The 25,057-nt window shown below is 43.2% G+C and carries 26 protein-coding genes; 15 read left to right on the top strand and 11 right to left on the bottom strand.

What is annotated here, in order from left to right:
- The first annotated feature begins 38 nt into the window (after positions 1 to 38).
- The 4 genes from menA to IM485_RS09145 all read left to right on the top strand — a co-directional run bounded on the left by menA (position 39) and on the right by IM485_RS09145 (position 5,022).
- Positions 39 to 947: a 2-carboxy-1,4-naphthoquinone phytyltransferase gene (menA, locus tag IM485_RS09160; RefSeq protein ID WP_287742557.1), complete on the top strand. Its 909-nt coding sequence runs from the start codon at positions 39 to 41 to the stop codon at positions 945 to 947.
- Positions 948 to 1,134: 187 nt separating this feature from the next.
- Positions 1,135 to 2,829 carry a helicase HerA domain-containing protein gene (locus tag IM485_RS09155; RefSeq protein ID WP_002737662.1) on the top strand — a complete coding sequence of 565 codons (1,695 nt, stop codon included), beginning with the start codon at positions 1,135 to 1,137 and terminating at the stop codon, positions 2,827 to 2,829.
- 82 nt (positions 2,830 to 2,911) lie between these two features.
- The gene (gene rlmD, locus IM485_RS09150) at positions 2,912 to 4,279 is read left to right on the top strand and encodes a 23S rRNA (uracil(1939)-C(5))-methyltransferase RlmD (RefSeq protein ID WP_104396891.1); all 1,368 of its coding nucleotides are present in this window, start codon (positions 2,912 to 2,914) and stop codon (positions 4,277 to 4,279) included.
- Between the two features lie 341 nt (positions 4,280 to 4,620).
- A complete protein-coding gene (locus IM485_RS09145) occupies positions 4,621 to 5,022 on the top strand; it encodes an ATP-binding protein (protein ID WP_104396892.1) in 402 nt (133 codons plus the stop codon).
- Here the strand turns inward: IM485_RS09145 and IM485_RS09140 are convergent.
- Positions 5,019 to 5,300, bottom strand: a complete 282-nt coding sequence (locus tag IM485_RS09140) for a DUF6439 family protein (protein WP_104396893.1) — start codon at positions 5,298 to 5,300, stop codon at positions 5,019 to 5,021. The two genes, IM485_RS09145 and IM485_RS09140, sit on opposite strands and share 4 nt — an antisense overlap.
- A gap of 72 nt (positions 5,301 to 5,372) precedes the next feature.
- Between IM485_RS09140 and IM485_RS09135 the strand changes: the two genes are divergently transcribed.
- Positions 5,373 to 5,774 (top strand): sll0565 family protein, encoded by a 402-nt coding sequence (locus IM485_RS09135; RefSeq protein WP_002735395.1) that lies wholly within the window; start codon positions 5,373 to 5,375, stop codon positions 5,772 to 5,774.
- 165 nt (positions 5,775 to 5,939) lie between these two features.
- Here the strand turns inward: IM485_RS09135 and IM485_RS09130 are convergent, their stop codons facing one another.
- Positions 5,940 to 7,496 carry a M16 family metallopeptidase gene (locus IM485_RS09130; protein ID WP_287742555.1) on the bottom strand — a complete coding sequence of 519 codons (1,557 nt, stop codon included), beginning with the start codon at positions 7,494 to 7,496 and terminating at the stop codon, positions 5,940 to 5,942.
- 276 nt (positions 7,497 to 7,772) lie between these two features.
- Complete coding sequence (psb30, locus tag IM485_RS09125) at positions 7,773 to 7,892, bottom strand: photosystem II reaction center protein Ycf12/Psb30 (protein WP_002736367.1); 120 nt, start codon at positions 7,890 to 7,892, stop codon at positions 7,773 to 7,775.
- Positions 7,893 to 8,086: 194 nt separating this feature from the next.
- Between psb30 and IM485_RS09120 the strand changes: the two genes are divergently transcribed.
- The 4 genes from IM485_RS09120 to arsC all read left to right on the top strand — a co-directional run bounded on the left by IM485_RS09120 (position 8,087) and on the right by arsC (position 10,772).
- Positions 8,087 to 8,425: an ArsR/SmtB family transcription factor gene (locus tag IM485_RS09120; RefSeq protein ID WP_002737698.1), complete on the top strand. Its 339-nt coding sequence runs from the start codon at positions 8,087 to 8,089 to the stop codon at positions 8,423 to 8,425.
- A gap of 125 nt (positions 8,426 to 8,550) precedes the next feature.
- Positions 8,551 to 9,696 carry an ACR3 family arsenite efflux transporter gene (arsB, locus tag IM485_RS09115; protein WP_002737294.1) on the top strand — a complete coding sequence of 382 codons (1,146 nt, stop codon included), beginning with the start codon at positions 8,551 to 8,553 and terminating at the stop codon, positions 9,694 to 9,696.
- Between the two features lie 9 nt (positions 9,697 to 9,705).
- On the top strand, positions 9,706 to 10,353 hold the full coding sequence (arsH, locus tag IM485_RS09110; RefSeq protein ID WP_002793734.1) for an arsenical resistance protein ArsH: 648 nt from the start codon (positions 9,706 to 9,708) through the stop codon (positions 10,351 to 10,353).
- 23 nt (positions 10,354 to 10,376) lie between these two features.
- Complete coding sequence (gene arsC / locus IM485_RS09105; RefSeq protein WP_287742552.1) at positions 10,377 to 10,772, top strand: arsenate reductase, glutathione/glutaredoxin type; 396 nt, start codon at positions 10,377 to 10,379, stop codon at positions 10,770 to 10,772.
- Between the two features lie 79 nt (positions 10,773 to 10,851).
- On the opposite strand, the gene IM485_RS09100 is transcribed toward arsC, so the two are convergent.
- The gene (locus IM485_RS09100; RefSeq protein ID WP_287742549.1) at positions 10,852 to 11,733 is read right to left on the bottom strand and encodes a universal stress protein; all 882 of its coding nucleotides are present in this window, start codon (positions 11,731 to 11,733) and stop codon (positions 10,852 to 10,854) included.
- 133 nt (positions 11,734 to 11,866) lie between these two features.
- Positions 11,867 to 12,067 (bottom strand): NblA/ycf18 family protein, encoded by a 201-nt coding sequence (locus IM485_RS09095; RefSeq protein ID WP_002739006.1) that lies wholly within the window; start codon positions 12,065 to 12,067, stop codon positions 11,867 to 11,869.
- A gap of 565 nt (positions 12,068 to 12,632) precedes the next feature.
- On the opposite strand from IM485_RS09095, the gene IM485_RS09090 reads away from it, so the two are divergent.
- Together IM485_RS09090 and rpiA are read left to right on the top strand one after the other, a co-directional pair.
- Positions 12,633 to 13,160 (top strand): RNA recognition motif domain-containing protein, encoded by a 528-nt coding sequence (locus tag IM485_RS09090; protein ID WP_002757731.1) that lies wholly within the window; start codon positions 12,633 to 12,635, stop codon positions 13,158 to 13,160.
- Positions 13,161 to 13,232: 72 nt separating this feature from the next.
- Positions 13,233 to 13,943, top strand: coding sequence for a ribose-5-phosphate isomerase RpiA (rpiA, locus tag IM485_RS09085; RefSeq protein ID WP_002780520.1), 711 nt, complete (start codon positions 13,233 to 13,235; stop codon positions 13,941 to 13,943).
- Positions 13,944 to 14,041: 98 nt separating this feature from the next.
- Here the strand turns inward: rpiA and recF are convergent, their stop codons facing one another.
- A complete protein-coding gene (recF, locus tag IM485_RS09080; protein WP_287742545.1) occupies positions 14,042 to 15,169 on the bottom strand; it encodes a DNA replication/repair protein RecF in 1,128 nt (375 codons plus the stop codon).
- Between the two features lie 197 nt (positions 15,170 to 15,366).
- On the opposite strand from recF, the gene IM485_RS09075 reads away from it, so the two are divergent.
- Positions 15,367 to 15,939 (top strand): DUF2808 domain-containing protein, encoded by a 573-nt coding sequence (locus tag IM485_RS09075; protein WP_287742542.1) that lies wholly within the window; start codon positions 15,367 to 15,369, stop codon positions 15,937 to 15,939.
- 87 nt (positions 15,940 to 16,026) lie between these two features.
- Here the strand turns inward: IM485_RS09075 and IM485_RS09070 are convergent, their stop codons facing one another.
- Entirely contained in the window at positions 16,027 to 16,671 is a 645-nt protein-coding gene (locus IM485_RS09070; protein WP_287742539.1) for a Uma2 family endonuclease, read from the bottom strand.
- 654 nt (positions 16,672 to 17,325) lie between these two features.
- On the opposite strand from IM485_RS09070, the gene IM485_RS09065 reads away from it, so the two are divergent.
- Together IM485_RS09065 and IM485_RS09060 are read left to right on the top strand one after the other, a co-directional pair.
- Entirely contained in the window at positions 17,326 to 17,490 is a 165-nt protein-coding gene (locus tag IM485_RS09065; RefSeq protein WP_287742536.1) for a metallothionein, read from the top strand.
- A 35-nt stretch (positions 17,491 to 17,525) separates the two neighbouring features.
- Complete coding sequence (locus tag IM485_RS09060) at positions 17,526 to 17,960, top strand: ArsR/SmtB family transcription factor (RefSeq protein ID WP_172456225.1); 435 nt, start codon at positions 17,526 to 17,528, stop codon at positions 17,958 to 17,960.
- Here IM485_RS09060 and IM485_RS09055 read toward each other — a convergent pair.
- On the bottom strand, positions 17,957 to 18,745 hold the full coding sequence (locus tag IM485_RS09055; RefSeq protein ID WP_287742532.1) for a pentapeptide repeat-containing protein: 789 nt from the start codon (positions 18,743 to 18,745) through the stop codon (positions 17,957 to 17,959). The two genes, IM485_RS09060 and IM485_RS09055, sit on opposite strands and share 4 nt — an antisense overlap.
- Before the next feature lie 201 nt (positions 18,746 to 18,946).
- Between IM485_RS09055 and IM485_RS09050 the strand changes: the two genes are divergently transcribed.
- Positions 18,947 to 22,009: a sll1366 family intein-prone helicase gene (locus tag IM485_RS09050; protein WP_287742530.1), complete on the top strand. Its 3,063-nt coding sequence runs from the start codon at positions 18,947 to 18,949 to the stop codon at positions 22,007 to 22,009.
- Here IM485_RS09050 and IM485_RS09045 read toward each other — a convergent pair.
- The 3 genes from IM485_RS09045 to IM485_RS09035 are packed head-to-tail and all read right to left on the bottom strand — an operon-like array spanning position 22,006 to position 24,393.
- Positions 22,006 to 22,899: a DUF6515 family protein gene (locus tag IM485_RS09045; protein WP_104396905.1), complete on the bottom strand. Its 894-nt coding sequence runs from the start codon at positions 22,897 to 22,899 to the stop codon at positions 22,006 to 22,008. The genes IM485_RS09050 and IM485_RS09045 overlap by 4 nt on opposite strands.
- 21 nt (positions 22,900 to 22,920) lie before the next feature.
- Positions 22,921 to 23,697: a DUF2092 domain-containing protein gene (locus IM485_RS09040; protein ID WP_287742528.1), complete on the bottom strand. Its 777-nt coding sequence runs from the start codon at positions 23,695 to 23,697 to the stop codon at positions 22,921 to 22,923.
- A gap of 33 nt (positions 23,698 to 23,730) precedes the next feature.
- On the bottom strand, positions 23,731 to 24,393 hold the full coding sequence (locus IM485_RS09035) for a potassium channel family protein (protein ID WP_287701944.1): 663 nt from the start codon (positions 24,391 to 24,393) through the stop codon (positions 23,731 to 23,733).
- Between the last annotated feature and the right edge of the window lie 664 nt (positions 24,394 to 25,057).

Genomic DNA, 25,057 nt, shown 5'->3' with positions numbered 1-25,057 from the left:
CCCTAGAGCGATCGAGTTTTCCTGATTATTATTCAGCTATGACCACCGATACTATCACCAATCCCTCACCCAAAAAACTCTGGTTAGCAGCCCTTAAACCACCAATGTATAGTGTGGCGATTATACCGATTATTTTGGGAACAGCGATCGCTTATCAGGAAACAGGTGGATTTTCTCTGCCGATTTTTGCCACTTTTATCCTCTCAGCTATTTTAATTCTCGCTTGGTTAAATCTCAGTAATGATGTTTTTGATGCCGATACTGGGATCGATGTTAATAAGGCACATTCGATCGTTAATTTAACTGGCAATAAATCTTTAATTTTCTGGCTCAGTAATCTTTTTCTATTAGTCGGTATTACTGGCATTTTTGCTATTAGTTATTGGCGAGGTGATTGGACTATCCTAGAATTAATCGCCCTCTGCTGTTTTTTGGGCTATACCTATCAAGGGCCTCCCTTCCGTCTCGGTTATCAAGGATTAGGGGAAATTATCTGTTTCTTTACTTTTGGACCCTTGGCGATTGCCGCTGCCTACTATTCCCAAGTTGGTGCTTTTTCTGTCTCTAGTCTAGCGGCTTCAATTATTATCGGGATTACCACTTCTATCATCCTTTTTTGTTCCCATTTCCATCAAGTTGCCGATGATCTCAAAGCGGGTAAAAAATCACCTATTGCTCGTTTAGGTACTTTAAAAGGTTCTAAAGTTTTAACGGTGGTGACGGTTCTCGTTTACGTTTTAACGGTAGTTTTTGTCCTGCTGCAAGTTTATCCTCCTCTCACCCTTTTAATCTTCCTTAGTCTCCCTTTCGCTTGGCAATTAGTCCACCACGTTAACCAAAATCACGATCAACCTCAGCTAGTCAGTAACTGCAAGTTTATAGCGGTTAATCTTCACTTTTTTAGTGGCATTCTCTTCTCCCTTGGCTATTTCCTTGCTTCCCGTTGATCAACCCGATTTTTTTTCTTAAACCCCTTTATCAGTTATCAGTTATCAGTTATCAGTTATTAGTTTTGAGTTTTAAGTTCACTGATTACTGTTTACTGATCACTGATGACTGTACCCGATCGAGTTTGCACCGATTAACGGAAAAGTGACAGAATAGGGAGATAGATCGCCACAAATAAAGGTTAGCATGAGTGAACAACCCCTCGGATCGGTTATTCAAGGTTCCCTGAGTGAAGGTTTAGAAATCCGTCTTTATCCGGATATTTCCGTGGAGGATATGCGCGTCGGTAAATTTTTAGTGGTGCAAGGCACTCGCTCGCGTTTTTTCTGTCTCCTCACCGATGTCTCCCTGGGTAACTCCAGTCCCCGGATTATCGCGAATCCTCCCCATCCCGATGATAGTTTTATGCGGGATGTTTTAGCGGGTAGCGGTACTTATGGTACTATTGAACTATCACCTATGCTCATGTTTACTCCGACTGGAGGTAATTCCCCGGCAGTTTCCGACACTTCCTTAGGCTCTTTTCAACCCCAAACCAGCGCCGATTTAGAATTACTGCCAGTTAAAACTATTCCCGCGCATTTTAGCCAAGTTTATGAAGCTTGTGAGCAGGATTTTCGCATGGTTTTCGGTTGGGAAGATGATCCCACCAGAAAGAATTTTGCTATTGGTCAACCCCTTGACATGGACGTGCCAATATGTATTAATCTTGATCGCTTTGTGGAACGTAGTAACGGCGTTTTTGGCAAATCCGGGACGGGAAAATCCTTTTTAACCAGGCTCTTAATTTCGGGTATTATTCGCAAACAAGCAGGGGTTAACCTCATGTTTGATATGCACTCGGAATACGGTTGGGAAGCGATGAAAGAAGGGAAGGAGGTTTCTACGGTGAAAGGATTATGTCAATTATTCCCCGGACAGGTAGAAATTTATACCCTCGATCCCGATTCTACCAAACGCCGGGGAGTAAGAGGAGCGCAGGAATTATTCTTAAGTTATAATCAGATTGAAATCGAGGATATTCGTTTAATCGGTCGGGAATTAGGCATCTCGGAAGCTAGTTTAGATAATGCCAATATTCTCTATAACGAGTATGGAGAATCTTGGATTACTCAGTTATTGAATATGAGTAACGAGGATATTAAAATCTTCTGTACCGAAAAACAGGGCCATGCGGGATCAATCATGTCCCTCCAGAGAAAATTAATGCGTCTAGATAGTTTGAAATATTTAAGAAGTTCTTGTCCCCACAATTATATCGATCAGGTGTTGCAAGCTTTAGATGCAGGTAAGCACGTCGTCATTGAATTTGGCTCCCAAAGTAATATGCTTTCCTATATGTTAGCCACCAATATGATCACCCGTCGGATTCATGCTAATTATGTTAAAAAAGCTGAATATTTTTTACAAACTAAAAACCCCGTTGATCGGCCGCAACAGTTAGTGATTACCATTGAAGAAGCTCATCGATTTCTCGATTCTGCCGTGGTGCATCAAACTATTTTTGGAACTATCGCCAGGGAGATGCGAAAATACTTTGTTACTCTCTTAATTGTCGATCAAAGACCTTCAGGAATTGATAACGAAGTTATGTCTCAGGTAGGGACGAGAATCACCTGTTTATTAAACGATGAAAAGGACATCGAAGCCATATTTACTGGTGTTTCTGGAGGGGGAAGTTTGCGATCAGTGTTAGCGAAATTAGACTCAAAACAACAGGCTTTAGTTTTAGGTCATGCAGTCCCCATGCCGGTAGTAATTCGTACTCGCGCCTACGATCAAAAATTCTATACTGAAATAGGTGCGACCGACTGGCGAGAATTACCCGATGAGGAAGTTTTGGCGGCGGCCAAAATTGCCAAAGCTGATCTAGGATTTTAGAAAAATTAATTTTTGATTGTAGAATAGAGTTGGGTTATTTTTACTGAGAAGAAACCCTAGATGAAAACTGGTTTCCCTAACTATGCAACAAGGTGATTTAATCGAGATCGAGATTACCGACCTCAACCATACGGGCGAAGGTGTGGGAAAATACCGAGGACAGGTGATTTTTGTGCCAGATACGGTCATTGGCGATCGCATTCAAACTCGCATCACCTATATCAAAAAAAGTCATGCGATCGGCAAACTACAAACTATTCTCCAAGCATCTCCCCATCGTATCCGGCCCCGCTGCATCGTTGCCGATAAATGTGGTGGCTGTCAATGGCAACACATCGAGGATCAATTTCAGCTTCAGGTCAAAAAAGAGCAAGTACAAGAGGTATTAACCAGAATTGGTGGTTTTACCGATCCTTTGGTTTATCCTCCCCTCACCGGTAATTCTCCCCTCGCTTATCGCAATAAAGCTACCTATCCCCTCGGATTTTCCCCCACCGGCAATGTGCAAGCAGGTTATTATCGTCGCGGCAGCCATCATCTGATTAATCTCAATCAATGTCCGATTCAAGATCAGGCTTTAAATCCGTTTCTAGCAGAGATAAAACAGGATATTCAGGAGCAAGGCTGGTCAATTTATGATGAAAAGACCCATCAAGGACAATTACGCCATTTATCCCTAAGAATTGGCCGCCACACCGGAGAAATTTTATTAACCCTGATTAGTACCGATAATAATTTACAGGGAATTGAGGCACAGGCGCAGCAATGGCTGGCAAAATACGCCAATTTAGTCGGTGTAACCCTGAATTATAACCCCGATCGAGGTAATGCTATTTTTGGCACTCAGACCACAACTATCGCCGGAAGGGACTATATTAACGAAAAGTTCGCCGGATTAACCTATCAATTGGCTGCCGATACCTTTTTTCAGATTAATACAGAGGCTGCTGAAGCCTTATTTGCGCTTATTTGCCAGAAATTAGAGCTTAAAGGTGAAGAAATTCTTATTGATGCCTACTGTGGTATCGGTACTTTTACTTTACCCCTTGCTAAACGGGTTAAAGAGGTGATTGGACTAGAATCCTATAGCTTTTCCCTCGATCGAGCCAAGATTAACGCCCAATTAAATAATATTACCAACACAACCTTTATTTTAGGGGCCGTAGAAAAAACTTTACCGCAACTGACAGTTAAACCCGACATTATTCTACTCGATCCGCCCCGCAAAGGTTGCGATCGCTCTGTCCTTGATAGCCTGTTACAGCTGCAAAGTCAACGCATTGTTTATATAAGTTGTCAAAGTGCAACTTTAGCCAGAGACTTGCAATATCTCTGTCAAACAGGCGATTATCAACTGCTAGAAGTGCAAACCGCCGATTTCTTTCCCCAAACTCCCCACGTCGAATGCGCTGCTTTTCTTAGACAAAAAAACACAAATATGGTAGGATGAAATAAGGGGAAAAACCCGACCCTTTAGCCGTTTATAGCTGAAAAGTCAACGGTTAAGGATAATAGCATATTAAGCCCCGTTCCAGTTAACTACTTTTTTGATTAACTACTCTCTCAAAGCTGCCTTGATTCTCGATTGGTGTGTAGATCAATCATAAAAATATCTAATCAATCTCAGAGACAGAAAAGGGACAAAATATGACTCATTAGGTATGGCAATCATCTAGATCGACGGTTAAGAGACCTTAATCTTTCTGTAAGAGAACAGTCATTTAATAAAAGCTAGAGGTAAAACGTGTGATTGCTATTTCACTGCCAACAAGCAAACGAAGCTGGAACACTATGAGTTTCGCTTCCACCTTGTATCTTTGTCCGATTTTAGATTTATTGACCGCTAGTATTCCCGAAGAATTAGAACCAGAAATTAGATTAGGATTGCAGGAAGCTTTAGTTAATGCCGCTAAACACGGCAATCATCTCGATCCCAGCAAAACCGTGGTCGTTCAATTTTCTAGCAGTAAAGACGAGTATTCTTGGGTAATTACCGACGAAGGTTGTGGATTTACGCCAGGTTGTCACCATCATGGCTGTAGTTGCGATTGTCCCAATTTTCCCCCCGAAGAAGCGGAAAATGGCCGAGGACTGTGTATGTTATATCAAATCTTCGACCAAGTTCACTGGAATCAAAAAGGAACCCAACTGAAACTTTGTAAACAAATTAAACAGGAACGCTGGTTTAATTAATGACCATGACCGTGAGAAGGACAGGGAGGAGCAGAAATCGAGCGATCGAGCCAGCCTGTAGCCTGTTGTAGCCGAGGAAGTGCTTCTTCTGGCTGATTATCTAATAAAAACACCAAAGCCGTCCCTAATTGTTCAGCGGCCCGAGCATTACGGTTGGACTTCAGACGATGCCAGTCAATCGGTGCGATCGCCAAACGTTCCGCCAAAATCCGCGCCAATTCCAAGGTAGATAGATCATCAATAGTCTGAGATGAGGAAGAGACAGGGGATGGAATCATAATCAAAAGGTTTCGTAAAACCGTAAAATCGTCTATAACTATAGTTTAGACGCAGGCAATCGGATCGAGTCCATGTCCTTAGAAGAAAACCCATACCCTAACGATGAATCGGCAGAATTTACCGAAGCGATTGAAGAAGTCGAAGCGGCGATCGCATCACTAAAAGACCGTTATCGACAGATCAACGAAGCAGAACAGCAAAAAAAAGACCTAGAAGCACAATTTAGCCAAATAGAACCCCAATGGCGCGAAAATCCCCTACCTGAACTAGAAAAGGAATTAGTACAAATTCGCGAACAGATTCAAGAATTAGAGGTAATTTTAGAAAGCAATTTACTTAAAGAAGGGGAATTAAAGCGCCTATTCTGGGAAGGAATCCGTCGCGGACTGCTGGGGGAAGTTTTTTGGCAAATTGTCCGCTTTGGTGGTATTGGAGTCTTACTGGGTTGGATTCTGCGATCCTGCAGTGGGTGATGAACTGGTATCTAAATTACTTGTTAAGACTGCACTGGGGAGGAGAGAAGGTAGGTTTTTTCAAGGATCGGTAAACAGTAATCAGTGAAAAGACAGGAGAAAACTGCCATTTAATCATGCTCACTTAATACCGCTCACTGAAAAATCGCCTATCTCCCCATCTCTCTATTTCGGTAAAATTCGGCCAATAGTGCGATTTTCCGGGGTAAAAGTCTCTTTAGCCACCCGTTGAATATCAGCTGCCGTGACAGCATTATAAGCATCTAATTGGGCGAATAAATTACGCCAATCGCCGGTTTTTACCTCGTATTCGATCAAGGATCGCGCCATGCCCATGTTAGAATCAAGACCTCTTAATAGGGCTGCCCGTAGTTGATTTTTAACCCGTTCTAATTCCTGTTCCGAAACCGGTTCATTTTTCAATCTTTCCAACTCCAAATTTAAACCCTGCGCTACTTCCTCCAGGCTGGCATTAGGAGCGCTCAGAGCATAGAATAACAGCAAATTCGGGTATTTATCTCCCGGAAAGCCGTTAAATCCCTGGGCAGCGAGGGCCAGTTGTTTGTCCTCCACTAAAGCTTTATACAGTCGCGAAGTTCTTCCTTCACTCATTAAAGTGGCGATAACCTCGTAAACCGCATGATCGGGATGATTGAGGGCGGGACGATGGTATCCTTCTAAATACCAAGGCTGCGAGGCTAATTTTAGGGTAATTTCCTTTGTTTTGGTTTGGTTCGGTTCCACTACCGTCACCTGTGGGGGTTTCGGTTTAGCGGGAAAACGACCAAAATAAACCTTAGCTAACTGTTTGACCTGTTCTGGGTCCACATCCCCGGCGATAGCTATGGTTAAATTACTGGCAGGATAAAATTTATCGAAAAAGTTTTGGATATCTGAGGGTTCCAGATTGCGAATATCTCGATCGTAGCCGATAACGGGACGTTTGTAGGGATGGACAGTATAAGCTTGATCGAGAAAAGCTTCGATTAATAGACCCAAGGGGCTATTATCCGTCCGCATCCGTCTTTCTTCCAGAATTACGTCTTTTTCTTTGTAAAATTCCCGTTGGAACACCGGTTCTAAAAATCGTTCCGATTCCAAAGACATCCACAATTCCAATTTATTCGACGGGAAACTGTAAAAATAGCTAGTTGCATCGCTGGAAGTGGTGGCATTTAAACCGACTCCTCCCTGAGTTTCGACAATTTGCCCGTATTCGTTGCGTTGGACGAATTTCTCGGACTCTGCCTTAGTTTTTTGAAATTCTTCCGTTAATTTAGCCACTTCTGCGCTTTTACCCGCTTTTTTGGCCGCTTGCAGTTCTTTATCTATAGCTTCAAGGCGATCGAGGACTTTTTTCTCGCTAAGATAATCGCTAGTACCGATGGTTTTTGTGCCTTTAAAGGCTAAATGTTCCAAAAAGTGGGCAACTCCTGTTTTACCGTCCGGTTCATCGGCACCTCCCACATCCGCATAGGTGACAAAGGAAATAACCGGGGCATCGCGATTTTCTAGGATAATGAATTTTATTCCGTTATCGAGGCTAAATTCGGTAATTTTTTGTTGAAATTGCTTAAGGTAGGGGGTAATCGATTGTACATCGGCTGGTTCCTCTTTCGCTTGGGCAAGAAGGGGTGAGAAACTCCCAAAACCCCAAAACACAAGAAAAGCGACCCAAAAGCCGATTACAGCCCGATAATAGGGGTTATTTTTAATGATCATAGATAGTTTTATCAGGTATCGTGGGAGCGAGAGATCGATCGCTCTGTTCGATCTTAGCAGTCGATTGTTAGGAGAGGGGGAGTGGGAATTGTGAATTATAAATTATGAATTGGGAAGTGGGGAAGTGGGGAAGTGGGGAAGTGGGGAAGTGGGGAGAATAAATAAAAGCAATCTCCTGACTCCTATCTCCTATCTCCTAACTTTTAGACAAAAAATCTCTCCCTAAAGAGGAGAGAAGTCAAAAAAGCACGAATAACAATGGGGGGGAGGCGATTTTTATAGGTCGCCACCACGAAAAGCTAGTAGGAAAATGACAAAGGGGCCAGCTAACATGATTAGCGCCACGAAGGTGAGTTGAAAAATGGGTTCTAAATTGAGAGCCGCAAATAATTCCATGATGTCTCCTAACCTGTTTACAATGATTTAAAAGGCTAATCTGGTCAAAACCATTGTCTCTGGTCAAAACCATTGTCTATCATACAGGGGATGATTCGCTGGTTTTCCTGATTCGATACAAAAATACATAAAGTTTTGTTGCAATTCTGAATTTTCCCGCTTTCTTATTTCCTTCCCACCGAGGGACTATCTCAATGTTCAACTCTCTGACCACATCTCCCGACTCGTTAACCCAGATTTATACTGGTTTTCAGGCACTCTCGGATCCCCTACGGCTGCAAATTTTGCAACTGTTGCGACATCAGGAATTATGCGTCTGTGAATTGCGCGATCATCTCGATATCGCCCAATCTAAATTATCTTTTCACCTAAAAACGCTAAAAGAAGCTAATTTAGTCCGCAGTCGTCAAGAGGGTCGTTGGATCTACTACAGCCTAAATCTATCTCAATTTCTTCTCCTAGAAGAATATCTATCCGAATATCGTCGTTTTGCCGCCCTTGTCCCCGCTCGTTTCTGCGAGGAAAATCAGTAACCAATCAAGATTTTTAGAAATATTAAAGCTTTATAACTAGCTTTTCCTCTTGACATATCAACTTTTTTTGAAATAATAAAGGTGGATTACCCAATCTCCCATTATTCTCTTTCCACCTTTGTGCGATGACTAATCAAATCAATCCTAAAGCCGCCAAAGCTGGCGGTAGCCTTAGTATTTTTGAAAAATACCTTACCCTTTGGGTTATTTTCTGTATTTTGGCGGGAATTGCCCTCGGTCGGTCATTTCCGGACGTAGCGCGGACTTTAGATGCCATGAGTATCTATAACGTTTCTATTCCGATCGCCATCTGTCTTTTCTTCATGATGTATCCGATCATGGTTAAGATCGACTTTTCTCAGGCTCTCCGGGCTGCCCGTACTCCCAAACCAGTTATTTTAACTTTAGTGGTTAATTGGCTGATCAAACCCTTTACCATGGTGGCGCTGGCTCAATTTTTTCTCGGCTGGCTGTTTCTGCCTTGGTTGAGTCAAACGGAGATTATCCGAGGACAGACGGTAAGTTTAGCTAGTTCCTACACTGCTGGAGCTATTTTACTAGGAATTGCTCCCTGTACGGCTATGGTCTTGATGTGGGGCTATCTTTCCTACAGTAACCAGGGTCATACCCTAATTATGGTAGCAGTCAATTCCCTAGCGATGCTTTTTCTCTACGCTCCTCTAGGTAAATGGTTGCTGGCAGCTAATAATTTTGTAGTCCCCTGGCAGACCATTGTTTTTTCTGTGTTAATCTACGTTGGTTTACCGCTTATTGCTGGTATCTATAGCCGTCACTGGATTTTTAAACATAAAGGACGCGCCTGGTTTGAATCGCGTTTTCTTCACTATCTCAGTCCTGTGGCAATCACTGCCTTATTGTTAACCTTAATCCTCCTCTTTGCTTTCAAAGGCGATTTAATTGTTAGTAATCCCCTGCATATTTTCCTGATTGCTATTCCCCTGTTTATTCAAACTAATCTGATTTTTTTACTTAGTTATGTGGCCGCTCTCAAACTCAATTTAGTTTACGAAGATGCCGCTCCCGCTGCTTTAATTGGTGCTAGTAATCATTTTGAGGTAGCGATCGCCACTGCGGTGATGTTATTCGGATTGAATTCGGGGGCTGCTTTAGCGACAGTAGTGGGGGTATTGATTGAAGTACCTGTGATGTTAATGTTGGTAGAATTCTGTAAAAAAACCGCCTTTTGGTTTCCCAGAGATCCAGAAAAAGCCACCCTTCTTGATCCTCGTTGCTTGAGTTCTTATAAATAATTATTCACCATGATCCAATCGACTCACAAACCGAGAATTCTTTTCCTGTATGGTTCTTTACGGCCACGTTCCTACAGTCGTTTATTAGCAGAAGAAGCTGCCAGAATTATCACTGAATATGGGGCAGAAGTGCGCTTTTTTGATCCGCGTGAATTGCCGATTTATGGCAGTGTTCCCGATACTCATGCCAAGGTGCAAGAATTACGAGAATTAAGTCAATGGTCTGAGGGTCAAGTCTGGTCATCTCCCGAACTTCACGGCAATATTAGCGGCATTATCAAAAACCAAATTGATTGGATTCCCTTAAGTATTGGTGCGGTTAGACCTACTCAAGGACGCACTTTAGCAGTCATGCAAGTAAGCGGAGGTTCCCAATCTTTTAACGCGGTTAATACTCTGCGAATTCTTGGTCGTTGGATGCGAATGTTTACTATTCCCAATCAGTCTTCGGTGGCTAAAGCTTATCAAGAGTTTCACGAGGATGGCACGATGAAAGATTCCCCCTATCGAGATCGAGTTATTGATGTAATGGAGGAACTTTATAAGTTTACCATTCTCCTGCGGGATCAGGTAGATTATCTGACTGATCGCTATAGTGAAAGGAAAGAAAAAGCCGCCCAAGAAATAGCCACAATTGCCCATAAAGCTATTAATTAAATCAATTTCTAGGAGTTAAAATCATGAAAAAAGTCATGTTTGCCTGTAGAAAAAATTCCTGTCGTTCCCAAATCGCCGAAGGTTTCGCTAAAACTTTAGGTGCGGGTAAAATTGCTGTCACCAGTTCCGGATTAGAAGCGGCCAAAGTTCACCCCGGAGCAATCGCAGTTATGGGGGAAATTGGTATCGATATTACCGACCAAACTTCTAAACCAATTAGGGATTTTAATCCCGAAGATTATGATGCCGTTATCTCCCTATGTGGTTGCGGTGTCAATCTGCCGGAAGGATGGGTTTTACAGGAAATTTTCGAGGATTGGTTAATTGATGATCCCGATGGTCAACCCATCGAAACTTTTCGCCGAGTTCGCGATGAAATTAAGGATAAAGTTATTGGATTAATCGAGCAGTTAAGTTAATTTTCCCAAAAAATTTTCGGCTCTTCTCTCTGTCCTTTGTGTCTCTGTGGTTTCTCCCCAAGAGGATCTTTTTTCTAGCCTATCCCTTGGGGGAGAAAAATAATAAGGGGAACCACAGTTGATGAAGAATATCTTCATTAATTCGACGCACGGCTAACCATTCCAACATATTGGAACGATGGCAGGTAGCCACTGCGATGGCACTGATGTCATCTTCTTCCGCTGCCGTCAAAACTTCTAATACAGGTGTTCCTTGTCGCACTTGGCTCTGTACTTGCAAACCGAGTTTTTCTAGTCGCACTTGCACCGATTCTAATTCCCGACGGGCATCATTTAAACGAGATTCGGTGACACTGGGATCGCGACTGATATTTTCCACTACCCGGACGAGGAGACATTGCTCAAAAGAACCGGGGGCGCGGGTTTGGGCGTATTTTTCCATCTGTTCAATTAGATAAATCGCGTCGGGACTGCCATCGTAGGGAATTAATAAATGTTTCCAGAGATGCTGACAGCGCAGGGCCAATTCATCGCGAGTATAAACTGATAATAATTGCGGTCGGAAAATCAGCAGCGGAATATCGGTCATACCTGCGATCGCTAAACTGGTACTACCGAATAATTTTTCTTGGACGGCACCGCGCATGGGATTGCCCATCAAAATCACGTCAATAGAGTGATGCGCGAGGATTTCCCGCACGGCATCCACGGGACGACGGTTAGAGATTTCGACAATAACTGTCATGCCGTCGGGAATATTTGCTAAAGCTGGGGATAATTTTTCTTTAGCCGCGTCAATTTTTCCTTGATCTACGGCAGCTAGGGTGGGTTGTTCCCAAACCGGAATACTGTGGAGGAAGATAACTTGTTTTAAGCCGCTCAGGGCTAAGTGTGGCACACAATGGACAAGACGATGGAGACCATCGAAAAGATCTGTACAGATCAAAGCGCGCTCGAACATAAATTAACCCCTAGCAATTCGGTTATTCTTCCCTAAGAATAGCTAAAAAGGTGAAGAAATGCGCCCCGCATCCCTAGCTCGTTTCCGGAGAAACCCAGCCGGAGAAAGAGGTCGCCCGAAGGGGTGAAATGAGTTACTGGGGGGCCCAGGGATTAGAATCTAGACCCCACTGGTGTTTGAGAAAAGCTTTGTACATATTTTCTCTGACCATCATTTGTTCGTAGAGCTTGATCAGGAAGTCCTGCGCTTGCTCCTGACTCATTTTTTCTACCTGAGTCTGAAAAGAACGAATGTTGAACTGTTGTTCTAAGGAAAGTTCGATCGGTTGAGACATGGTGTTCCTCCTCGATGAAGACAGTGGTTGATCACAAGCGAGATGGGTGATTGGTATCACCTCTTTTCTTTAACTAATGTAACAAATACTTGACAAAGTGTCAATGTATCTGTAGAGAGGGTTTTGCTTTCTCCTTCCTGTTAGCTAGGATACCCCGCCGCCAAAAGCAAAGAAGCATACAATGATACATTTAGCAAGAGTTTTCATAAAATTTTGCTTACTGTGAACAAATACTTAAGTAGTTATACTTAGGCAGCCCAGAGCGAGAGAAAATATTTGACAAATTGTGTAAACATTCTGTAATAATCGAAGAGAGCGACATAAATCGGGTAAGTTGAATGATTAGGCCTGTTAAAAGCTAAAAACGTAACCCCTAGATTCCGTCCCTCTCGTTGAAATCGTTAAGGATAGTCAAAATTGACGGCCACAGCCGCTATCGTGCAGAAACTACAAGCTTATCGCTGGGGAAAATTCTCCCTAGCTCTGTTTGCCTTAAAAAAATCAGGATACAGGCACGGAATGTCGCACAAGTTTTTACATCAACCTATACTTGGAGGAATCCATCATGTCCGTTCGTCTATACGTTGGTAATTTGCCCAAAGAATCCGTCGAGCGCGAAAAATTACAGGCGCTTTTTGCCGATGAAGGGGATACGATCACCACTAAAGTCATCAAAGATCGCAAAACTGGCAAATGTCGCGGTTTTGCCTTCGTTACCGTCCCTAGCGATGAACTAGCTGACCAGTTTATCGAAAAATACAACGGTCAATCCTTCATGGAAAACCCGATCAAAATCGAGAAAGCTCTCCCCCGCAGCAAGGGAGGTAAAGAAGAAGGAGAAGAAGCAGAAGGCACGGAGGCCAGCGTAGAAACCCCGGAAAAAGTCGAAAGACCGACTCCGAAACCGACGACGGCAGCACCGCGCAAATCCAGTAGTGGTGGTGGCGGCGGCAAAAAACGCAAGGCTGAACGGGGTGGCAATAATGCCCCGAAAGTTACCAGCGATGGTGACGCTTTACAGCCAGATCCCCGTTGGGCCAATGAATTGGCTAAACTCAAGGAAATGTTAGCAGCTCAGGCCACTAATCCCTAATTCCATTGACAAGAGGGCAAGGGATAGCCGATAACTAAGAGGTTCAAAATATCGCTTTTAGGAATGTGCATCATGACAGCAATCGATCCGGTCATTCTTATGAAACAGGAGGTCGGTAAGGCCGCCGCTAATCTAGTTCAATCTAATTCAGTCGTGGGATTGGGAACTGGTTCAACGACGGCCTACGCGATCGAGTATCTGGGCGCTAGACTGCAAAGCGGGGAAATCAGCAATATTGTCGGGGTTCCTACTTCTTTTCAAGCGCAAGTTTTGGCTAGGAAGTACGGAATTCCCCTCACTACCCTCGATGTCATCGCCAAGATGGATATCGCTATCGATGGGGCCGATGAGGTGGATCCCCAGAAAAACCTGATTAAAGGCGGCGGTGCTGCCCATACTCAGGAGAAAATTGTCGATAGTCTCGCCGATATTTTTGTCGTGGTAGTGGATGGCAATAAGCTGGTGGATAAGTTGGGATCGACTTTTCTTTTGCCGGTGGAAGTGTTACCCATGGCCATGACTCCAGTGATGCTGAAATTAGAGGCCCTCGGTGGTAAACCTTCCCTGCGCATGGGAGTGAAAAAAGCTGGCCCCGTGGTGACAGATCAAGGCAATTTAGTTATCGATGTTAAATTTGATAGTATCGATGATCCGGCTGATTTGGAAAGAACTATTAATAATATGCCGGGGGTTTTAGAAAATGGTTTATTTGTCGGGGTTGCTGATCTGATTCTCGTCGGTGAAATTATCGACGGTAAGCCGGTAGTCCGCGAGATTAGGTAGGATTAATTATTCTTAATCTAATAGTGAAACAGGCCGCAGGCCTGTTTTATTATTATGGGTGCATACAGACAAAGAGACAAATAAAGAGAGGCTATAGGCTAATAAAAAATCTGTCCCTTTTTGACAGAAAATATCTGGGAAGATTGCCACCAGCGAGACTCAAAAGAACTGAGATGAGTCGTGGTAATTAAAGTTTGAAAACGGTCTTCGATCGCATCTAATAATTGATTTTGTCGCTCGATATCTAATTCCGCTAAAACATCATCGAGGAGTAGTAGGGGAGGTTCCCCGATAATCTGCTCTAATAACTGTAATTCCGCTAATTTCAAGGCTAAAACTAAGGTTCTTTGTTGTCCTTGGGAACCGTAGGATTTAGCGGGGTTTTGGTTAATTAAAAAATCCACTTCATCCCGGTGGGGACCGACTACCGATGTCCCTAGTTGTTTCTCTGCCAAACGACGGGTTTCAATCTTATCTAAAAAAGCCCTTTGTACCCCATGGACATCATCTTCTACCCAAGGCACATTGGGAATATATTGTAATTCTAAAAGTTCGGTTTTTCCGCTAATACTTTCGTGCCATTTTTGGGCTAAAGGAATTAATCTTTGCAGGACTCGCGCCCTTCTTCTCGTTACTCTTGAACCAGTTTCTGCTAGTTGTAAATCCCAGAGTTTTAGTTGGGATAAATCTCCATAAACTTTTCCCTCTAATTCCTGTTTACGAATCTCTTTTAAGAGGGCATTTCTTTGTCGTAAAACCTGATTATATTGCTGTAGAATATGAACGTATAGGGGTTCTAATTGAATTAATAAAGTATCTAACCAATCTCGGCGAGCTTCCGGACCACCGCGCACTAAATCCAAATCGAGACTAGAAAATTGCACCGCATTAATCACGCCCAAAAAATCGAGATGACGGCGCAGGGGTTGACGGTCACGGATCACGGTACGACGACCGGAAGAACGGAGAATTAAACTTAATTCTGATGCGCCATAAAGACGATTAACTCGAGCAAAAATCCTCGCCTCTGAGTCCGATTCTAGCACCAGATCCCGATCCTTGCTGACTCGATGGCTCTTGAGAGTCGCCAAAAGTTCGATCGCTTCTAGTAAATTGGATTTTCCCTGAGCATTATTGCCCAATAATATTGTTTTTTTGGACTCGAATTTTAGCACCTGTTCGGCATAATTTCTAAAACTGTGAAGGTGCAGGTGTTCTAGATACATTGCAAGTTGGGGGTTGGGGAATTATGAATTATCAATTATGAATTATGAATTATGAAGTGGGGATAATAAATAAAATAATCTCCTGAATACTGAATACTGACTCCTGACTCCTGATCACTGACAATGGCAGCGGTTGAGGGTTAAGTGAATTTGGTATAATTCCCCTTGACAATCACTATTTTATAGTAGCTTTTGCTTTGAAAATCCCTTTTTTGTCTTTAAAACAGATTGAAAGTCTGTATAAGCTGGCTTTGATTGCTATACTCGCTTTTGATGCTTCTGTCTCTCTCGCAGGACAATTTCCCGATGGCAGAGTATTTTTTGAGAGTTCCCCCACTCTGGTTAATTTCTTCGCTACTTTCCAATCCGTGCGTGCTTGGGGAGCAAAATACTATCTTACCATCGCTCTGCCGCCGTCTCTCGGGGCCCCCTTGGGCAAAGTAACCCTACAACAGCAGCCTAATATTCAAACTATTGCTTTTCTTGTTGATCAAACCTTTGCTTTTCTTGGCGATCGCAATCAGCGAGGCGAAAAATTAACCCTAAAATCCACTACTTTTGACCCCAATACTCAGACGATTACGGTCATTTTTGATCCTCCTGTCCCCCCTGGTAATACCGTTTCCATCGGTCTGAAACCAGTACGAAATCCCGATTATGCTGGTATCTATCAGTTTGGAATCACTGCTTATCCCCCCGGGGAAAATTCTCCAGGATTATATCTAGGTGTCGGACGTTTAGCAATTTATGATGCTGGCGATCGCTGGTAGGTCGTTCTGCGTCTAAAAACAGCAATCAGTCAGCAGTAAAAAGACATTAGTAAACCTCAGTTCCCTGACTTCGTTGTCCATTTGAAGTTAGGGATTAAGCGTTTGCTTGACCCAAATTCGGAATTGTTTTAATGCCATTGCACTACCGATTTTTTGACTATTTTGTAGCGTTTCTGGAATTTTTTCTATTAGATTAAATTGAGAAAATAGTCGGCTTTGGCAAGATTCAACATATTCTGATCCTTGCAAAACATTGATTTCCAGTCTCTCTCCATTATATCGCCACAATTCAGGAACACCCAATCGCTCATAATTATTAAATCGGGTTCGCTTAGTAATATCAATCTCAATTGCTAAATCGGGAGGGGGATCAATCGCCAGATCAAGTCGCGTTTTTCCCCGAATAGCGTTACAATTTTCGATATAAAAAGACTCATCTGGTTCTATTCCTTGATCCATTTGTTGATTTTTAAAGGTTGTTGATCCGGCGGGTTCATAGTCTAACCCTAATTCATCCAGGAGAACTTTAACCAAATCCCCGATTAAAACTTTGGTATTTTCATGAATAAAAAGAGGAGTCATTGCTTCTAAAGTTCCCTGACTATAAGATAGGCGAATTGACCGTCGATCTCCCAATTCGTCAAGAATTTTTTCATAATCTTGCCAAGTGAGTGAAGTTAACAACAGGCGGTCGCCTGGGGTAACAGTTAGTTGTTTTAATGCTAATAACATCAGAATTTGTCGCCTCAGTTGTTATGATTGGGCGGTTTAGTCAGTATTTAACTTTTTTCTACCTTAGATTATATTATAGCGTTTTTCAGTCTGCTGAGGTACAAAAGTTATGGGTTTTAGGCACTCATGCAAGAGGCAAAAGTCAAAAGGGAAGAAAAATATGTGTACCTCACTAGCTTAGGAAACGCTATATATAGCGTTTGCTGAAAATTACTGGAAGCCTTACTAGAAAACGGTTTTGCGACTTTTTTAGCCAAAAAAGTGCAATAAACAAACGTTGAGAAATCGATCCGAGGGACTCAAAACCCTTGCACTTTCGCTCTTCGATTTCGAAGGGTTCCGCTTCCAGACCTGCGAGGTCATTCTGTTATTCTGACTTCCCCGACCGACGACCGACTACCGGCTACTGACTCCTAACCCCACCAATAAACTTTTTCAGCAGACCCTATTTAATACTGCACACTTAAAAACTCACATCTGATAACTGTTAACTTACCCACTGATAACCGATCACTGATAACTTCCCACCTCACCCTTGAGATAACGGCCTCAACTTTCCCGTCTGAGTTTTAGAAAAATTTAACTTTATTCAATCCATGAACATCTGTTCAGATGTTATACTAAACTCAGTAAAGAAGTTCAGAGGTAGTAACCATGATCGCTGTCACCACCATGAAATGTGCTTGTAAATCCTGTGAGTGTCAAGTATCGATCGCCGATGCCATCAAAAAAAACGATCAATACTACTGTTGCCAAGCTTGTGCCGATGGTCACGTTGACGGGAAAGGCTGTGGACACCAGGGCTGTATTTGCGGTTAAATTTAGTTATTGGGGAGAAGGGGACAAGTATCGGCATGGAAGATTCGAGCGATACCTCCCTTTCTCAACTTTCCCTTAATAACCGATCAGGAAAAAACATGGCCATAGAGAAAATAGTGCCGGTTTGTGGGGAATCCCATCACCAAGAGGCGAAATTCCAGCACTTGCAGGGATTAGAACTAGAAAAAGCCCAAAAAATGGCCGAATTTTTCAGCCTTTTGGGGGATGCCAACCGCCTAAGAATTCTGTCGCTTTTAGCCAAACAAGAATTATGTGTTTGTGACTTAGCCGACGATTTAGGGATGAGTGAATCGGCCGTATCGCACCAGTTAAGAACCCTAAGAGCCTTAAGATTAGTTAAATACCAAAAACAGGGACGGAGAGTCTTTTATCGTCTTGCCGATCATCATGTTCTTGACCTTTATTACGCGGTCTCGGAACATTTAGAAGAACCGGCGGACGAGGATTAAAACAGTCCCAAAGCGGGTAAAACAAACTGTAAGAGCAGAGAACCAATCCCCTGCACCATTTGGTCTAATTGAGCGTTGCCACCACCTTGTTCTCGTGGTTTTAGGGCGATTTCCATGCCTTTAATAAAATTCTCTGCTGCTTCGTAACCGGGGGTGTTACCTTGCCGTTCAAAGAGAGTCGAAGCCATTTGAGCATCCTGGGCTGCTAGAGCATTTTGTCCCTGACGATAGTGAGCCATGGCCCGGGCCAGGTAGGCTGGAGCATATTCCGAGTTAATTGTCAAGGCCTTATTAAAATTTTCTATAGCGGTGCTGGTGCGTCCCTGTTTTCCTTCCACCATCCCTAGTCCGTAGAATAGTTCAGGAGTACCAGCACTACTGGGAATTCCCACCGCACCCTGCACATAGGCAGTGTCTAGTTTAGTGTTGTCGAGGTTAGCATTATTGAGATAAGCACCTCTTAAATCCGCACCCGTCAAGATTGCCTCAGTTAAGTTCGCTCCAGTCAGATTAGCACCAAAAAGAGAGGCTCCAGTTAAATTTGCTCCACTCAGATCCGCTCCACTTAAATTAGCTTGACTAAGATTAGCACCGACGAGATTAGCCCCATTTAATTTTGCCCCGACTAGATTCGATTGCACTAACCCCGAACCGCTCAGATCGCATTGGGGACATTTTCGGGTCGATAATAATTGCTGTAGGTGGTTTAGATCTTCCGTCTGACCAACTAGGGAGAAGTTCAGGGGAAGACTGAGGACGAGGGTTAGGGCGATCGATTTGTACATAGTTTAAAAATAACTCTATTTATTATTATTGATAATAACCATTTGATCGGGGCTAATCGCTGAACTAGATTCTGCTTGAGAAATTAGCCCTTGTCCACTAAAATAGAAGATTAGAGGCTCTTAAGGTCAGAAGAAGCGACAAAATCGAGATTTTTTGCCTTTTCAACAGCAGGTTTTTTAGAGGAATTTCCCTATTTTATAATGACTACTCTACACGGTAATTGGCTGATTGGTTCGCAGGATAGTGTTTTTTTTCTTTGGGGTGAACAGTGGCAAGGGAAGGAATTAAGTGAAACCCAAGAAAATCATCCTTTTTGTCTAGAATCTGGGGCATTAGCCCAATTTATCGAGAAATTTTCTCCTCCGCTTAACCAGTATTCTCCAGAATCAATCAAGCTCAGTTTGCCTAGTTATTCTCCCCCTAGGAAAAAATATTTTTTACCGCTGCTGTCGGGGCAAATTCTCGAACCCACACCTAAATCCTTGTCTTGGCAACCATGGCAGGTATCGGGATTAACTTTTTCTGCGGGGATGATAGTGCGGTTATGGGAGAAATTCCCCCTAGCTAAGGCCGAATTTATCGGCAATGATCTACGATTTTGGCTGTATTTGCACCGTTGGAGTTTAGATTTATTAGCAAGGGGGAAATTTTTAGCGGGAATAAATCAAGGTCAAAGTTGCTGGTATCCCCTGCTAGATAGTACCATCGATCGCACTCGTTTAGCTAAGTTTATCCAAACCATCCCCCCAGTTTGTCTTGCCTATCAAGAAAATAGCGAACCACAAACAATTATTCTCGATTGCTTAAAAAATATTGTCGATGCTCGTTTGCGACAAAAAATAGATAGTACTGTTAATATTTCGCCGTCATTGATGGTGAAACCCTGGCTACAATCTTTAAGCGGTGATCATCATGAGATTGCCTTAGAAGCCAAGAATTTACAGCGCATAGAAAATGCTTATAATAACTGGGTGTTTCCTATCCAAGAAAGTTTAGTTAATGGCAATAATCGCCAATTAATCGAGAATCAATACCGTGTCTGTCTATCCTTACAACCTCCCAGTTTAGGGACAGTATGGAAACTCACCTATTATTTACAAGCGTTAGATGATCCCGAATTTCTCATTAGTGCCAAGTTGATTTGGTTAGAGGGTAAAGAAAGTTATCATAGTTATCAAAGAGTTGTCAATAATCCCCAGGAAATTCTCTTAAAAGGATTGGGATTAGCGGCGCGATTGTACGAACCGATTAGAATTAGTTTAGAGCAGAGACACCCAGAGGAATGTTCTCTTGATTCGATCGAAGTTTATCAGTTTATTCGCTCAATCGCTTGGCAATTGCAAGATCAGGGATTAGGGGTAATTTTGCCCACGGGTTTAACTGCCGGTAGTAATGAACAAAGATTAGGAATTAAGATTGCTGCCAGTGTAACTCCCAAAAAAGGAGAAAGATTAAGTTTAACCAGTTTATTAAACTTTCAGCTTAAATTAGTGGTAGGGGAACAGGAAATATCGAAAAAAGATTTTGATAAGTTATTAGAGAAAAAATCGCCAGTGGTGGAAGTGGGGGGCAAATGGTTAATCCTACAGCCTACCGATGTTAAAGCAGCCCAGGCAATTTTAAATAATACCATCGCTCCCCTGAATCTCTCGGTGGAAGATGCTCTGCGTTTGAGTTCAGGGGATAATAACGTCATGGCTAAACTGCCGGTAGTCAATTTCCAAGCGGAGGGAGCATTAAGGGAATTAATTGATAATTTAAATAACAATCAAGGGATTCAATTAATCAACCCACCGAGGGAATTTCGGGGGGAATTACGTCCCTATCAACTCAAGGGAGTTAGTTGGTTAGCTTTCCTAGAAAAGTGGGGTTTAGGTGCTTGTTTAGCCGATGATATGGGTTTAGGAAAAACCCCGCAACTAATCGCTTTTTTACTAGCATTAAAAGAAGAGGATATGTTAGTTAATCCCGTGTTAGTGGTGGCTCCCACTTCTGTGGTCAATAACTGGGAACATGAATTAAGAAAATTTGCTCCCACCCTAGCGGTTTTTGTGCATCATGGCGAAAAAAGATTAAAAGGTCAAGCTTTTGCTCAGGAGGTAAAAAATAAATCGGTTGTTATTACCAGTTATCCTTTAATCTATCGCGATCTCTCCACTTTGGGAGCAGTACAATGGCAAGGTTTAGTTTTAGATGAGGCTCAAAATATCAAAAATTCTACGGCAAAACAATCCCAAGCAGTGCGAAAAATACCCGCAGGATTTCGCATTGCCTTAACGGGAACTCCCGTAGAAAATCGCCTGACGGAATTATGGTCAATTTTGGATTTTCTCAATCCCAATTTTTTAGGAACTCAAGCCTTTTTTCAGCGTCGTTTTGCCCTTCCCATTGAAAAATACGGCGATCAAGAATCCCTGCACAATTTGCGTTCCCTTGTCCGTCCTTTTATTTTAAGGAGATTAAAAACCGATAAAACTATTATTGAAGATTTACCAGAAAAACAGGAAATGAATGTCCTGTGTGGTTTATCAAAAGAACAGGGACAACTTTATCAACAATTAGTCGAGACAACGCTACAGAAAATTGAAGAAACTCAAGGAATTCAGAGACATGGATTAATTTTAACCTTGCTAATGCAACTAAAACAAGTTTGTAATCATCCCGCCCATTTCTTGAAAGAAAATAGTTTAGAAAGCAGTCAAAGATCGGGTAAATTATTACGCTTAGAAGCCATGGTAGAGGAAGTGATAGCAGAAGGAGATCGAGCTTTAATCTTTACACAATTTGCCGAGTGGGGAAAACTCCTACAAACCCATCTCCAGAAAAAATTAGCCGAGGAAATATTATTTCTCTCCGGTTCTACCAAAACAAAAGATCGGGTAGAAATGATCGAGCGCTTTCAAAATGATCCCCAAGGACCAAAGATTTTTATTCTCTCCCTGAAAGCGGGGGGAACAGGATTAAATTTAACCCGCGCTAATCACGTTTTTCATATCGATCGTTGGTGGAATCCAGCCGTAGAAAATCAAGCCACCGATCGCGCTTTCCGCATCGGACAAAAACGCAATGTTCAGGTACATAAATTCATCTGTACGGGAACCCTAGAGGAACGCATTAATGAGATGATCGAAAGCAAAAAACAATTAGCGGAACAAACCGTAGATGCTGGGGAAAATTGGTTAACCGAATTAGATACCGATCGCCTGCGAGATTTATTATTATTAGATCGATCGGCAATTATTGATGAAGAAGAAACCGATTAGAAGCGAACCACCTGATAAACCGTGGAACCATTCTCAAACAGGGGCTGATAGTAGATACCGCTACAATTGTAATAAAGTGTATTGTCAGCCGTAATTGTGGTGCAGCCGTCTGGGATATAGGTGACAATTGCGCCGATTGGCGGGGCCACCACCGTGTAGGAACTGCCGCTAGGCTGAAGATAGATGCCGTCCGAGTAAATGTAGGAAGTGGAACCCACATAGACGGTATTGTAGTAGGGGGGGAGAGTGGCGATCGCTGAACCGATGACTAAGCCAGTGGTTAACCCTACCCAACCCCAACCCGGGGGGACGTAATAACCGTCACCGTACCAACCGCCACCACGCCAGTAACCGTTGCGATTATCGTCAATAAAGTTCTGACGGTTCTGTTGGCGATCGCTAACCTGCTGCTGCCGTTCACCCTGTCTTTCGCTGCGTTCCCCTTGACGGATATCGGTTCTTTCGCTGCGTTCCCCTTGACGTTCACCCTGTCTTTCCGTGCGTTCCCCTTGGCGGTTTTGTTGACTGGTTTGCCGTTCACCCTGTCTTTCCGTGCGTTCCCCTTGACGAGTTTGTTGATTAGTTTGTCTTTCCCCCTGTCTTGCGCTGCGTTCCCCTTGACGGTTTTGTTGACTGGTTTGCCGTTCCCCCTGTCTTCCAGAAAAATCTCTGGAAGGTTGGGAACGATTACTAAAATTCCCCCGGTTTTGCAGATCACTACTGCGGTTGACCCGTGGGGAAGCTCCACCACCGCCACGACTACCACCGCCACCGCCACGACTACCGCCGCCACCGCCACCGCGAGCGTCCACATAATCCGTGATCAGTAAACTTGTACCCAAGAGGAGGGCGGCAAGAACACATAAGTTTTGACATAAAGATCTTTTCATGGCCCGGACTCCTTGATTTTTTTATGGCTGGGATTGATTATCCCTAGGGGGTAGAAGTTCGATAGGGATCGACTCTGATCCCGGTTGGAAAGTGAAAGTATCGGCGGAGGTACTGGGATTAAAATTCCAATCGGATAATATTGCCGTGTACTGGGGTGAACCGGGTAGAGTTTTATAGGTGATAATCGCTTTCCTCAGTAGGGGGGTGGCATCCTGCGTGACCCAGATTTGATAATCGCGATCGCTACCGATCAGCAGCAGATGATACATCTGTTCGCCGTTGACCATGTTGTTGCCGATAAAAATAATTTGCCCGACATCGGCCATTAGATCTGCACAGGGATCGTTCGCCGCTAGATTTGACATGGGAATGGTGATTCCGTACCTTTGCTCTACTTGGTCTAAGGCTTCATCTAGAGTATTCGGAGCCGGTTTCGTGACGTATAGATCCCGTTCCATATCCGCAAGGGTGAAGGTTTTACCGTCGTAAAAAAAGCGGGTAACTCGTTCATCTCCAGTGTAGTCCGAGCGCAGGCGATCGGGTTTCTCTACCCAGATGTTTTGATAGGCACTGTACTGAACTTTTGCCCCAGAGTCGAGTACATCGTCATAGGTGACATCCATATTGACAGTGAACCCTCGCTGTTTGATTAAATTAGCACAGAGTTGCTCGATCACCTGTTCCGCCGTTTTTGGGCGGATTTCCTGGGCCAGAGTCGGTATTTCCGCCAAGACTCCTGCGGCAGTGATCCAAGGCAAAAGTAAAGAAAGAATCGGCATGAAGCGACGCATAATCATCTAATATTCCCCCAAGGCGCTGGATTGTTTTGGTTAACGACCATTGTGTAAACTGACTAAACGAGCGATAAAAACGGCGGGATACAGAACTCCAGCCATTCCTTCTAAATTGGCCAAAACTCTAGCGACTTTACTGGTAGGAACGATATCACCGTAGCCAACCGTAGCTAGGGTAGTAAAGCTGAAATGAATTATATCCGCCTGGTTGACGGTTTTAGCGGCGGAGCTAAAGGAATCGGGTTCGAAAATCTGAACAATACTATAAGCGGATGCCCAGAAAAATCCTAGGAGAAAATAGACACAAATTCCCCCTTTGATGATATCGGATGTTACCTGTTCGGCGAGAATTAATTCTCGTAAAATCGAGTACACGCATAAACTAATAAAAGCTAGAGAAATTAATGTACTAGACAGATCGAACCAACCGGTTAAATCGCTATAAATAGGGATAATCCTGCCGAATACTCTCAGGATAAGTGCAATTACAAACAGACTGATATTACATCTTAAAGCCAATTTACTGCGATCAATCTGATAGACGGCGATGATCAGGGAGAGGGAGAAGAAAAAGAAAATCAGCAAATCTCCCAGGGGTAGATATACTAAAAATGGGTAAATAATGTAGAGCAAGACTAGATTTGCCAGCAGCCGATTGTATTTATTTTCTGTTGCCCGCATCAATTGACGAAATTTCATAGCAGCGAACCTTTAATTGACTTAACCATATATCAACTCTCGCTTTGAGGGCTTTTCTCTCAGGGTAAGCTTATGTAAAATGGCATAAAGTGTACTTGACAAAAAAGACAAAGTGTTGGCGAAAGAGAGACAGGCCCCTCCAACTATAATAATGACAGCCTAACGGGTTGGAAACTCCCTAATTCGATAAACTGTATCCTCGATCGCGTTTATGAACGCTTGAGCAACCTCAACTGCTTCAGCCTATTCATTGAGGGTCTGAGTATGAAATAGATACCTCATGGCTCAATCAGCCGTATAATCCCAATCCCTTGCAGAAGGCTTCATGCTAGACAATTGTATCAAACTCTGACAGGAGAAAAACTTGAGGGCGGCGGGAGCAGCTGCCCTCAGTCGCTGGGGAAGGTAAGCATCGGAGGTTATTTGGTTGTCCCTCTCTTCAGTATAGCGATCGCTCCCCCTTGATAAGTAGGTAGGTATTAAAAACTTTCAGATCCCCCCGCCTATCGGCACCCCCCTGATCAAGCTATCCCTTATAGGGATCTTTCTTAACAATTTTTGCAGTAAGCACTCCAACCCTTATCCTGACTTGATTTCAGTTTTTTCTTTGTCAGTAAGGGTGTCAACAAGGAATATTACAAATTGTTAACCGAGTCTTGAAAGC

The sequence above is a fragment of the Microcystis sp. M169S2 genome (genome assembly GCF_020245865.1).
GTDB classification, from domain to species: Bacteria; Cyanobacteriota; Cyanobacteriia; order Cyanobacteriales; family Microcystaceae; genus Microcystis; species Microcystis ichthyoblabe_A.
Note: the sequence above shows the minus strand (reverse complement) of the source record. Positions and strands in the feature narration are given on the sequence as shown.

Excerpts from the sequence above, each read along its gene's own strand:
- arsC (WP_287742552.1), top strand. The coding sequence starts at position 10,377 with ATGAAAAAAGTCATGTTTGCCTGTAGAAAAAATTCCTGTCGTTCCCAA.
- IM485_RS09045 (WP_104396905.1), bottom strand. The coding sequence starts at position 22,899 with ATGAAAAGATCTTTATGTCAAAACTTATGTGTTCTTGCCGCCCTCCTC.
- IM485_RS09090 (WP_002757731.1), top strand. The coding sequence starts at position 12,633 with ATGTCCGTTCGTCTATACGTTGGTAATTTGCCCAAAGAATCCGTCGAG.
- IM485_RS09060 (WP_172456225.1), top strand. The coding sequence starts at position 17,526 with ATGGAAGATTCGAGCGATACCTCCCTTTCTCAACTTTCCCTTAATAAC.
- IM485_RS09065 (WP_287742536.1), top strand. The coding sequence starts at position 17,326 with ATGATCGCTGTCACCACCATGAAATGTGCTTGTAAATCCTGTGAGTGT.
- recF (WP_287742545.1), bottom strand. The coding sequence starts at position 15,169 with ATGTATCTAGAACACCTGCACCTTCACAGTTTTAGAAATTATGCCGAA.
- IM485_RS09140 (WP_104396893.1), bottom strand. The coding sequence starts at position 5,300 with ATGATTCCATCCCCTGTCTCTTCCTCATCTCAGACTATTGATGATCTA.
- IM485_RS09120 (WP_002737698.1), top strand. The coding sequence starts at position 8,087 with ATGTTCAACTCTCTGACCACATCTCCCGACTCGTTAACCCAGATTTAT.
- IM485_RS09095 (WP_002739006.1), bottom strand. The coding sequence starts at position 12,067 with ATGTCTCAACCGATCGAACTTTCCTTAGAACAACAGTTCAACATTCGT.
- menA (WP_287742557.1), top strand. The coding sequence starts at position 39 with ATGACCACCGATACTATCACCAATCCCTCACCCAAAAAACTCTGGTTA.
- IM485_RS09050 (WP_287742530.1), top strand. The coding sequence starts at position 18,947 with ATGACTACTCTACACGGTAATTGGCTGATTGGTTCGCAGGATAGTGTT.
- IM485_RS09145 (WP_104396892.1), top strand. The coding sequence starts at position 4,621 with ATGAGTTTCGCTTCCACCTTGTATCTTTGTCCGATTTTAGATTTATTG.
- IM485_RS09155 (WP_002737662.1), top strand. The coding sequence starts at position 1,135 with ATGAGTGAACAACCCCTCGGATCGGTTATTCAAGGTTCCCTGAGTGAA.
- arsH (WP_002793734.1), top strand. The coding sequence starts at position 9,706 with ATGATCCAATCGACTCACAAACCGAGAATTCTTTTCCTGTATGGTTCT.
- rlmD (WP_104396891.1), top strand. The coding sequence starts at position 2,912 with ATGCAACAAGGTGATTTAATCGAGATCGAGATTACCGACCTCAACCAT.
- IM485_RS09100 (WP_287742549.1), bottom strand. The coding sequence starts at position 11,733 with ATGTTCGAGCGCGCTTTGATCTGTACAGATCTTTTCGATGGTCTCCAT.
- IM485_RS09035 (WP_287701944.1), bottom strand. The coding sequence starts at position 24,393 with ATGAAATTTCGTCAATTGATGCGGGCAACAGAAAATAAATACAATCGG.
- IM485_RS09055 (WP_287742532.1), bottom strand. The coding sequence starts at position 18,745 with ATGTACAAATCGATCGCCCTAACCCTCGTCCTCAGTCTTCCCCTGAAC.
- arsB (WP_002737294.1), top strand. The coding sequence starts at position 8,551 with ATGACTAATCAAATCAATCCTAAAGCCGCCAAAGCTGGCGGTAGCCTT.
- IM485_RS09070 (WP_287742539.1), bottom strand. The coding sequence starts at position 16,671 with ATGTTATTAGCATTAAAACAACTAACTGTTACCCCAGGCGACCGCCTG.
- IM485_RS09130 (WP_287742555.1), bottom strand. The coding sequence starts at position 7,496 with ATGATCATTAAAAATAACCCCTATTATCGGGCTGTAATCGGCTTTTGG.
- rpiA (WP_002780520.1), top strand. The coding sequence starts at position 13,233 with ATGACAGCAATCGATCCGGTCATTCTTATGAAACAGGAGGTCGGTAAG.
- IM485_RS09040 (WP_287742528.1), bottom strand. The coding sequence starts at position 23,697 with ATGATTATGCGTCGCTTCATGCCGATTCTTTCTTTACTTTTGCCTTGG.
- IM485_RS09135 (WP_002735395.1), top strand. The coding sequence starts at position 5,373 with ATGTCCTTAGAAGAAAACCCATACCCTAACGATGAATCGGCAGAATTT.
- psb30 (WP_002736367.1), bottom strand. The coding sequence starts at position 7,892 with ATGGAATTATTTGCGGCTCTCAATTTAGAACCCATTTTTCAACTCACC.